Source organism: Gallintestinimicrobium propionicum, assembly GCF_025567525.1.
Lineage (GTDB): Bacteria > Bacillota > Clostridia > Lachnospirales > Lachnospiraceae > Gallintestinimicrobium > Gallintestinimicrobium propionicum.
The window spans coordinates 59661-69676 of record NZ_JAOQJY010000019.1 but is presented as its reverse complement, the minus strand read 5'-3'; the positions used below and the strand labels follow the sequence as shown (position 1 = coordinate 69676).

Below are 10016 nucleotides of genomic sequence, written 5' to 3'. Positions count from 1 at the left end.
GTTCTTCTTATTGGAAGTATTTCCAGAAGAACTTTCGTTCCTGTCGTTCAGACAGCTTATTGAGTTTATCATAAGCAGTTCTGTTTGTCAAGAACTTTTTCATTTTATTTTCAAGTTTCTTTCGAAACTTGGTTGCTTATCACTCGCAGCAACAGTTCATTATTCTATCAGAACTTTCTGTTCATGTCAAGCAGTTTTTTATTTTTTTGAATTTCTTTTCAGAAATCCGTGTTGCTTTCGATTGCCGCAACAGCCATAAATTTTACCAAGACTATTCGTCGATGTCAAGCACTTTTTCTTCTTTTTTAAAGAAGAAGTTCCATCACATTTCCTGCGGTGGAACTTCAGTATAGCATTATCCTTTTTTAGTTGTCAACCAGTTTTTGCTTTTTTCTTACTTTTTTACAATCCCGTAACATCAGGATAATCCCGCCAGCCAGTAGGCGAACCGGTTCATCTGATAAAGCTTCGTCAGCCATTCGTTTTCAACGGTCCACGCCGCGATCTGGCTGCCGACTCTTCCTGTATCGAAGCTGGCGATTACAATATAAATAATCCATAAAACTACGATGCTCTCTGCCATGCCGACCACGATTCCCAGTACACTGTTGAGCAGTTTCAGAATCGGCAGGTGCGCGATTGCCGAAAGTGACTTGAAAATCAGGTTCACCAGTCTGGCTGCGAGTCCGGTAGTCAGCAGCATCAGAACCGACAGTATTATATTGGTAGTGTTTTTTTCTTTCACACTGCTATATAAAAGGATAGCCAGCGAAAGGACGAACAGAGAAATGACCAGAGACAGCAGCATCCTGATTTCATCCACCATTCCTTTTTTCATTCCGGCATATCCCCGCCAGAGGGCAAATAAGATCACACAAACCAGCAGTAAGTTCATTTTTTCTCCCGTTTATTTCATTTCTATCATATCTATGCTGTTTGCAGTAACCGCAAGAAACCGGTTTCCGCCCAGCGTTTTTAAAAGCTGCGTCTGTTCCGGTATCGGTCCGCTGTATTTTTCTTTTCCGTTCAGGTTATAAATCAGGCACTCTCCTTCATTATATATAATCAGTTCCTGATCCGAAATCAGAACATCCCGGTATTCGATTGCAAACGGCAACGACAGCACCTGCGTCCCGTTCATATTGTAAATGTCAATCTGATATTTTCCGTTTCCATTCGTACCATTAAAAATAAACGCCACATAATTGCCGCTGCTGCGGACGTCCTGCACCTCCTCCTGCATGAAATTCTGGAAGATATTTTTTGGAATTTCATTCCCTTCATATAACATGAACTGATTATTTCCCACAGAATACGCCGTATGCGTCCCCGCAAACTCTGCCAGCGGGATTACCGTATCCGAATATTCGTAGGAACTTACCATCGTGTCGGTGTAGTTTTGTCCGACTTCGTCAAAATTGTAAAAGCTGACGATCGATTTCATACTGCCGCTTTCTGCTTTCAGATATGCCACCATCATCAGTTTTCCATTGTCCGACAATGACACGGAAACCGGATAACCCGATTTCTGCATCGTCGTTTTGATTCCGACTGCTTTTTCCCCAGTAGGATTATAGACGTTGATCCAGGTCACATCCCCATCCTCCAGAATCGCCGCCACAACGCCATTCGCTGCCACGGACAGCGATTTCACCGGAAGATTCGTATCAATCTGTTTGGATGTCCCGTCCTGACTGATATCATAAATCAGGTTGCCGTTATAATCCCCAACTGCGACCCAGCCCGACCGCACAGAGACGCACGGCGACTGCATGTCGTAAGTCTGGTTCCACATGGCGTTGCCCTTGTAATCCGTATAGCTGATACCATCCTTACTGTAGGTCAGAAAGCCATTCTGGTAGCTCAGCAGAGTAGAACCGGACACCTGGTTCCTGTCGATTGCGGACACGACCGTGTAGCCGGAGTAGGTTTGATTTTTAAGCAGCGTTACCGCCGTCACCGTCAGCGCTGCGATCACGCCGATTACGCAGCAGGAACGAAGGATCACTTTCAGACGATGCGCCCGGATTTCCCGTTTAAAATTCTTGCTGTCTTTTTTCTCGTTTTTTTCTTTTTTTCGCAGGTATTCCCTGATATCTACCATATGAGATAAGTCCCCATTTCTTTTGCAGCATCTTTGCGAGCATGTTGGCTCACTTGCGCTCATTCCATCACGAGCCCTCGCTGACGCGCTTTACTGCCTGCTATGCAGGCTGCTCATTCTCTAATGGCGCAAGAAAAACAAATGTCGCCTTCGGCGTCGCTTGTTTTTCTTGTGCGCTCATTCCATCATAACACATTCATTATTTTGAAGGTAGTAAAATATTCTGTCCGGGCTGGATTTGATTCGGGTCTTTTATATTATTCAGGCGACAGATTTCTATCACCTTTTCATCTGTTCCGTAAAATCTCCTGGAAATAGCGATGAGGCTGTCTCCCTTCTGCACCTGATAGCTTTCCGGGCGCGCCAGGGCTTCCTGAACCTGAGGGGATGAATCGGAGGCTGATGCGGACTGCCGGGCTGTCGAGGTTTCAGCGTCTGCGTCGGTCGTGACCGCATTCTGGCCATCTGCCATTACGCTATCCGTTGTTACGCTGTCCGTCGTTACGCTGTCCGACATTACGCTGTCTGGCATTACGCTGTCTGTCATTACTCTTTCTGGCATTACTCTTTCTGGCATTACACTGTCCGTCGTCCTATTGTCTGTCGCTTCGCCATCCATCGCCGCATTGTCCGTGCCGGTTGTATCGTCCGCCTGTGCAGCTTCGTCCAAGGCGGCAGACCGCGCCATTTCGTCCGATGAATTCCAGCCGACAGTCTCTTCTACAATCAGTCCGGAAGATGTATTTTTCGTCTCATTTTTTGTATTCCGGACAGCTCCTGCCAACAGGGCGGAAACCGCTTTCATATCCGGATACTGATTGACGGACGTCAGCGCCGTTCCGACCAGAACCACCAAAAGCACCAGGCAGCCAATCCGGCAAAGCTTCGGGAAGAGGGCGCCGGTACTGCCCAAGCGGGCCTGATAAGCTGTCCCAAAAGCAGTTTTCCTCGACGCTGCGTTCAGCGTAGGCGCTGCAGCTTTAAGCGCACCCAGCCTTGACAGCACCGTTTTCCTGCCAGACGCTGTATTCGACGCAGACGCCCTGGAGGCAGTTGCACTCCGCGCTGTATTCGGTGTAGACGCCCCGGAGGCGGTTGTACCACGCGCTGCGTCCGCTGCAGCTTCCGCTTTTCTTTTTTCCCGGCGGGCATTGATCGCTTCCATCACCCGTTCCTCCTCCACATCTGCAGGGCGGCTCTGCTCCCGTTCAGCGATCATATATGCCTGCATTTCTTCGTTTTGTTCATAAAAAATAAAATAGCCTCCGATCTGGATTTCTTCTCCCCGCACGGTCCAGAACCGGACGGAGGCTTCCTTTTTTTCAATTTTTCCAATCCGCTCCAGCTTCTGAAAATACGGAAAATTTCCGCGCCTGAAGTCCGTTTCTTTTTCCACCCCGTAAATTAAATAATAGCGGATGCCGTCCTTTTCCTCCTGCTGCCCGAATGCCAGACACGTCTCTTTTCCCTGACATCGTTCCAGAAACGTATGGACATAATCCTCCATGTACAATTTTACATTCGGACTGCCTGTCCCGATCTGCATCACATTTTTGGGTATTTTCAACATTTTACCTCTGCTCCTTTCCATCCGGGCACCCCGTTTTTCCTAATCTTAGCAGACCGTTGCCGCAGATTTTGTCTGTTTATGCGCTCTTTTTTGACGGTTTGGAGCAGAGTCCCGTTCTGGAACTTTTGCACATATTTATTCTGTCAAATACTTCTGTTCGATATAAAAAGCACAATAAAATACATTGTATTTCCTTCCGGACTCTTCTAAACTATTTTTTAGTAGATACCAAAATTTCTGCAGAATATACTAAAGGAGTGGTACTGAAAATGAGCAAACTTTCTCTTGCAGGCGAATGGAAACTTCGCGGCGAGTTTATGGACGTAACAGCAGATCGCTGTACAGAGGTGCTCGTCCACCTCAACGCCATGCCTCCCAAACCGACAATTCCCGGTTATCTGACCGAAGAAAATATGACCGAGGAGGAGCGGGAAATGTATCTGAAAGAACCCGATCCGAAATTTACGGTAAATACCGCCCTCGCCATGCACCCCTATCCTTCCAAAACGGGATATATTCCTATGACTGTACCCGGCGACGTTACAACCGCCCTGATCGATAACGGAGTTATCGAGGAGCCTTTTTTAAAGGACAACACCAAAAAAAGCATCTGGATTAAAGAGCTTTCCTGGTGGCTTGTCAAAGAATTTGATATCACCGAAGAAATGCTCAACGAAGATATTGTCCGCCTGAACATTGAAATGCTCGATTTTAATGCCGATATTTTAGTTAACGGCATTCCCGCCGGACATCAGGAAAATACCTTCTGTGCTTTTTCTGCAGATATCAAACGCTTTTTGCATGTCGGTACCAACCAGATCGTGATCCGTCTGACCTCCGGCATGGAATTAAATTATCCACATGACACCGTTTCCTATTACTGTGCAAGTGACAATGCGATCTGCGACCAGCGAGTATACACGCGTAAGCCACAGTTTACCTATGGCTGGGACTGGTGTCAGCCCGTTCCTACCTGCGGTATCGGACGTTCGATCGAAATCGAAGCGTTCAGCGGTGCACAGGTAATCGCTTCCCGCGTCGATACGCTCAGCCTTTCCGGAAATGATGCAGAAATCGAATTTCATTTTGAAATCGAAAAATCCAACATGGTGCAGAGCGCTGAAACAGAGCTGGAATATGAGCTGTCCATCGACGGCAAGACCGCGTATACCGGTCATCAGACCCTGATGCTTGTCGGCGGCATCAATTTTGCACAGGAACGCGTTGTATTAAAGGATGCAAAGCTCTGGTGGCCGAACGGTTACGGTGCTCAGAACCTTTATACCTTTACCGCACGCTGCACGGCACGCGGCATCACCCACGAAGCAAAACCGAAGAAAATCGGTATCCGCACGCTTTCCATCGACTTTTCCAAGCTGCCGGATGAAAGCCGCAACTTCTTCTTCAAAATCAACGGCACCCGTATTTTCTGCAAAGGCGGCAACTGGGTTCCTACCGATTCTATTTATCTGCGGACGCCTGATGAAAACTATAAAAAGCTGGTCAGCGAAGGTGCAGCAGCACACTTTACCATGTTCCGTATGTGGGGCGGCGGCACTTATGAACCGGATTGCTTCTACGATTACTGCTCCGAATACGGTATTTTACTGATGCACGATTTTATGTACGCATGTGCTTTTTATCCCGATCAGAAGGATTCGTTCCTTTACGAAGCAGAACGCGAGGCAGAATATCAGACCAAGCGTCTGGCGCATTATCCCTGTATGGCAGTCTGGACCGGAAACAACGAAATCGCCGAGTCCTACACAGACTGGTTCCCGGGAATGCTGCAGCCCGAACGCTACTGGGGCGATCAGATTTTCAACTACATCCAGCCCCGCGCAGTCCAGCACAATAGCCCGCTGATTCCCTACATGCCGTCCACCCCGTACTTTGGAGAACGTTCCAATACCACTGAAGAGGGAGACGTCCATGCATGGACTTATTTTGGACGCGATTCCAAGACGAGATTCAAATTCTCTTACGAACTGGAAGCTTTTGATCGATTCCCGGCGCGTTTTTCCAGCGAATACGGATTTTTCGGCGCGCAGATGGAAAGCACCGTCCGCCGTTATTTGGACGGGGAAGAGATGTCCTTCAACAATCCGTCCTGGAAGCATCACGGCGAGTTCGAACGCAAGCGTGGGGCCATCGACGGCGTTATCAACCGCCATCTGACTGAATTTTCCACGCTGGACGAACGCAGCTATCTGCTTTACAGCGGTATCATGCAGGGGCTTTTATATGCCGAAATGGCAGAGGCGATCCGCCAGAAATCCTACGGTGCCGGCGATCTGATCTGGATGTACAACGACTGCTGGCCGGAAACCGGTTGGACCATTATCGATTACTATCTCACCAGAAAGGTTTCGTTCTACTTCTTAAAACGCGCTTTTGATACGAAAAAACTGATTATCCGGAAGGCAGACGGCGGCGCGGTTGTAACCGTCATCAACGAAACCCCTGATGAAATCCGGACAAATGTCTGCGTCGGCACACAGACCTTTGATGGCGCACACAATAGTGTTCTCCTGACAAAGGATCTGACCGTTGCTCCGCATTCCTGGCAGCAATTCCATGTAGACGCTGCAGAGCCTGCCGCAGACGGATATTTCGTTGTAAGTGCAGACGGCTTTGAAACAGCTGACAGCCTGCGCGCTTATTACCGCGAATACACCATTCCGGAAAGCGATGCGGTGATCGAATCCGTTGAGAAAGACGGCAGCGATCTGCTCGTAACCGTCCGTGCAAACGTATTTACACCGTTCGCTTATCTGATGACAAGCGACGACAGAGTACATTACAGTGATAACTACTTCAAGCTCTATCCCGGAGAGGCAAAAACGATCCGCGTAGAAAACTGTGACGAGATACCTACACTGTACACAGCTGCGACAATGCACGCGTAAATTTGTATATACCTGTTATGCGCATGCGCAAAAAGATTCACAAAAGAATCTTTCGCGCATGCGTTTCACATTGAGTGAGCATTGTCCTGCGCAATGTTAAAAGAAAGGGGACTTATGTCACATACGATTATTGACCTGCCGCCTGTCGGAGACGACGGCAGGCTTTACCGCGATACCGCTTTGAATTTCGTGGAATCCCTGATTCCGAATCCGTGGAACAGCTGTCACGCGCCCGATCTTTTAGAGCTTGAAAATGGCGATCTGCTTTGCTGCTGGTTTGCAGGCTCCTGTGAAGGAAACGCGGACGTCAGCATTGCTGTGTCGCGTCTGTCAGAGGACAGTTCCCAGTGGGAAACACCGGTAATTGTTTCCGATGATCCGACCCGCAGCGAGCAGAATCCTTCCCTCTTCCTGCATCCAAACGGAGAAATCTGGCTGATGTATACCGCACAGGTTTCCCGTGATCCCAACAATCCAACCTCTGACAATTTACAGGGAACTGCTGAAATCCGCCGGAAAATTTCCCGCGATAACGGGCACACCTGGGAGGCGACCGAGACAATGTTTTCCGCTCCCGGCTCGTTCTGCCGGCAAAAGATTCAGATTCTGTCCAACGGACGTTTTATTTTCAACAATTTCCGATGTGCGATCAACGATTCCTGCATGGGAGACGATTACACCGTCCTGCAGCTTTCAGACGACCAGGGCAAAACCTGGCGCAGCGTCATGATGCCCGGCAGCCGCGGGCGCGTACACGGCAATATCGTGGAGCTTTCTCCCGGAAATCTGATCTGCCTGCTGCGCAGCCGCTCTGCTGACCATATTTACCGTTCGGAATCCCATGATAACGGCGAAACCTGGAGCGTGCCGGAGCCTACTGTGCTGCGCAACAACAACGCAAGCATTACCGCAATCCGTCTTCAAAGCGGCGCAGTCTGCGTTGTATACAATGACGTCGCCTTCAATGACGAGCCCGAGCGCACCGTCTGGCCCGACCAGCGCTGTCCTGTCGTACTCGCCATTTCCGAGGACGGAGGAAAAAGCTGGCCCTGGCGGCGTATCATCGAGCACGGCGAGGGCTTTATCGGTCCGTGGAACGACGTCAACAACCGCCGTTACGAATATCCCTGCCTGATTCAGGGAAAAGATGGCAGGATTCATGTCGCTTATGCGTGGGGCTATCGTAAGCGTATTAAATATCTGTGCATGGATGAAGCATGGATCCTAGGAGAAAAGCTTTGTAAAGGCGTTGGCGGGGACGAGACTCTGACCTGCAAAAGATAAGGGAAGCAAAGACGGCAACATTCTATTGTCATGAATAAAAACCGGCAGACAGCAAAGCTTTGATCGCTTCGCTGCTGCCGGTTTTTCTATGTCCTGCGTAGACAGTGTTATACAAACCGATATTCTGTTACGGTGTGATACGGTCTGTCAGGTCCGAATACCGAAGAAGGAAACTGCGGTTTGTTCGGTGTATCCGGATAGAACTGGGTTTCCAGTGCCAGACCCGCTCTGTAGCCGTAGGTTTTCCCATCCTTTACGTCTTCAAAATCCCTGGAGTTGCCCGAATAGAACTGAACGCCCGGAAGATCTGTATAAACCTCCATTATGCGGGATTTATCAGAGCTCTTGACAACTGCAATTTTACGAACCTGCCCGGTGTAATTGTCCAGAACCCAGTTATGGTCATATCCGCCTGCCATTTTAAGCTGGTCAAAGTCTGCATCGATCCGTTCGCCGATCAGATGCGGCTCTGTGAAATCCATCGGTGTACCTTCTACGCGTAAAATATCTCCATTCGGAATCGATTCTGCATCGGCCGGAGTATACGCATGAGAAAACAACTGCAGCTCATGGTCGGTAATCGGTCCGGCACCGTGTCCATCCAGATTGAAATAACAATGGTTTGTCAGGTTAAGAATCGTATCTGCATCGCTTACCACATCATAGGTAATGCGCAGTCCGTTCTCCTCCGTCAGCTCATACAGAACCGAAAAGTCCCTGTTTCCGCTAAAGCCAAGTTCCCCATCTTTCATAGACATCGTGAATAAAATGCCGTTTTCTTTTTCTTCGGCATCCCAGATCCGCTTATGCCCACCCAGAGCTCTGTGACTGTGCAGGTTATTGCCATTGTCGTTGACAGACAGCTCGTAGGTTTTTCCTTCGAGGGTGAATTTTGCACCGCCGATCCGGTTCGCATTCGGCGCAACGACTGCACCGTAAAATTTACCGTTTTCCAGATATTGCTCCAACCTGTCATAACCGAGTGCAACATCTGCAAAATTACCGTTATGATCCGGCGCCCAGATGCGGATGATCAGCGCACCGAAGCTGCTGACCGTCACCTTCATACCATGACTGTTTTCCAGTGTATACAAATACACCTCTCTGCCGTTTACTTCCCCGAATAACTCTTTTTTCATAGGTTCGTCCATCCCTTTCGTCTGAAAATTTTGTCTGTTACAGCTCGGTACGCCCCTCCAGCGCACGAAGCAGTGTTACTTCATCAATGTATTCCAGATCGCCGCCTACCGGTACGCCGCTCGCGATTCTCGTCACACGGATTCCGGTGGGTTTAATCAGCTTGCCGATGTACATCGCCGTCGTCTCACCCTCAAGGCTGGAGTTGGTTGCGATAATGACTTCTTTTACCTCCGGCTCTCTACTCAGGCGCTCCATCAGCTCTTTTAATTTGATATCATGGGGTCCCACGCCCAGCATCGGGGAAATCGCCCCGTGCAGCACATGATAGACTCCTTTGTATTTTCCGGTTTTTTCGTAGGCAGCCAGATCCCGGCTGTTCTCCACAACCATAATCGTCGAATGGTCCCGCTCTGCGTTGGCACAGATCGGGCAAAGCTCGTTATCGGTCAGGGTAAAGCATTCCTTACAATAGCGAACATTCTGCCGAGCCTGTATCATCGCATTTGCAATCCTGTTCACCTTTGCTTCCGGAAGCCCGATCAGGTGAAACGCCAGACGCTGCGCAGATTTACTGCCAATTCCGGGAAGCCCCGAAAGCTCGTCAATGAGTTTGTTGATATAGCCGCTGTAAAGATCCATATCAGAACGGGAAGCCTCCGCCGAGTCCGCCTGTCATTTTACCCATCAGCTCCTGGCTCGCTTCGTCCGCCTGCTTCATCGCTTCATTCACAGCCGCAACGATCATATCCTGCAGCATTTCCACATCTTCCGGATCTACTGCTTCTTCGGAAATGGTCAGCTTTACCAGCTCCTTTTTGCCGTTTACGACAGCCTCAACCGCGCCGCCGCCGGATTTTGCAGAGAACTCTTTCACCTCGAGTTCCTTCTGTCCTTCTTCCATCTGACGCTGCATGCGCTGTGCCTGCTTCATCAGGTTATTCATGTTGCCGGGCATACCCATGCCGCCCGGAAAACCGCCTCTCTTTGCCATTTTATTGCATCCTTTCTG

The 10016-nt window shown here is 49.3% G+C and carries 8 protein-coding genes; 2 read left to right on the top strand and 6 right to left on the bottom strand.

The annotated features are described in order from the left end of the window. Nucleotides 1–418: 418 nt before the first annotated feature. The 3 genes from OCV62_RS13610 to OCV62_RS13600 form a co-directional block, all read right to left on the bottom strand. On the bottom strand, nucleotides 419–895 hold the full coding sequence (locus OCV62_RS13610; RefSeq protein WP_262587288.1) for a CvpA family protein: 477 nt from the start codon (nucleotides 893–895) through the stop codon (nucleotides 419–421). Nucleotides 896–907: 12 nt separating this feature from the next. Then, nucleotides 908–2104 carry a DUF5711 family protein gene (locus tag OCV62_RS13605; protein WP_262587286.1) on the bottom strand — a complete coding sequence of 399 codons (1197 nt, stop codon included), beginning with the start codon at nucleotides 2102–2104 and terminating at the stop codon, nucleotides 908–910. A 199-nt stretch (nucleotides 2105–2303) separates the two neighbouring features. Next, the gene (locus tag OCV62_RS13600; protein ID WP_262587285.1) at nucleotides 2304–3674 is read right to left on the bottom strand and encodes a LysM peptidoglycan-binding domain-containing protein; all 1371 of its coding nucleotides are present in this window, start codon (nucleotides 3672–3674) and stop codon (nucleotides 2304–2306) included. A gap of 269 nt (nucleotides 3675–3943) precedes the next feature. Here OCV62_RS13600 and OCV62_RS13595 point away from each other — a divergent pair, with 269 nt between their 5' ends. After that, nucleotides 3944–6583, top strand: a complete 2640-nt coding sequence (locus tag OCV62_RS13595; RefSeq protein WP_262587284.1) for a beta-mannosidase — start codon at nucleotides 3944–3946, stop codon at nucleotides 6581–6583. Between the two features lie 114 nt (nucleotides 6584–6697). Further along, nucleotides 6698–7867, top strand: coding sequence for a sialidase family protein (locus tag OCV62_RS13590; RefSeq protein ID WP_262587282.1), 1170 nt, complete (start codon nucleotides 6698–6700; stop codon nucleotides 7865–7867). Nucleotides 7868–7974: 107 nt separating this feature from the next. Here OCV62_RS13590 and OCV62_RS13585 read toward each other — a convergent pair whose 3' ends face one another. From OCV62_RS13585 to OCV62_RS13575, 3 genes are read right to left on the bottom strand one after another with little or no spacing between them, the layout of a single operon-like run. Beyond that, complete coding sequence (locus OCV62_RS13585) at nucleotides 7975–9006, bottom strand: aldose epimerase family protein (protein ID WP_262587280.1); 1032 nt, start codon at nucleotides 9004–9006, stop codon at nucleotides 7975–7977. Nucleotides 9007–9043: 37 nt separating this feature from the next. Further along, nucleotides 9044–9646 (bottom strand): recombination mediator RecR, encoded by a 603-nt coding sequence (gene recR, locus OCV62_RS13580; protein ID WP_021915394.1) that lies wholly within the window; start codon nucleotides 9644–9646, stop codon nucleotides 9044–9046. A gap of 1 nt (nucleotide 9647) precedes the next feature. Continuing rightward, nucleotides 9648–9998 (bottom strand): YbaB/EbfC family nucleoid-associated protein, encoded by a 351-nt coding sequence (locus OCV62_RS13575; protein WP_021915395.1) that lies wholly within the window; start codon nucleotides 9996–9998, stop codon nucleotides 9648–9650. Between the last annotated feature and the right edge of the window lie 18 nt (nucleotides 9999–10016).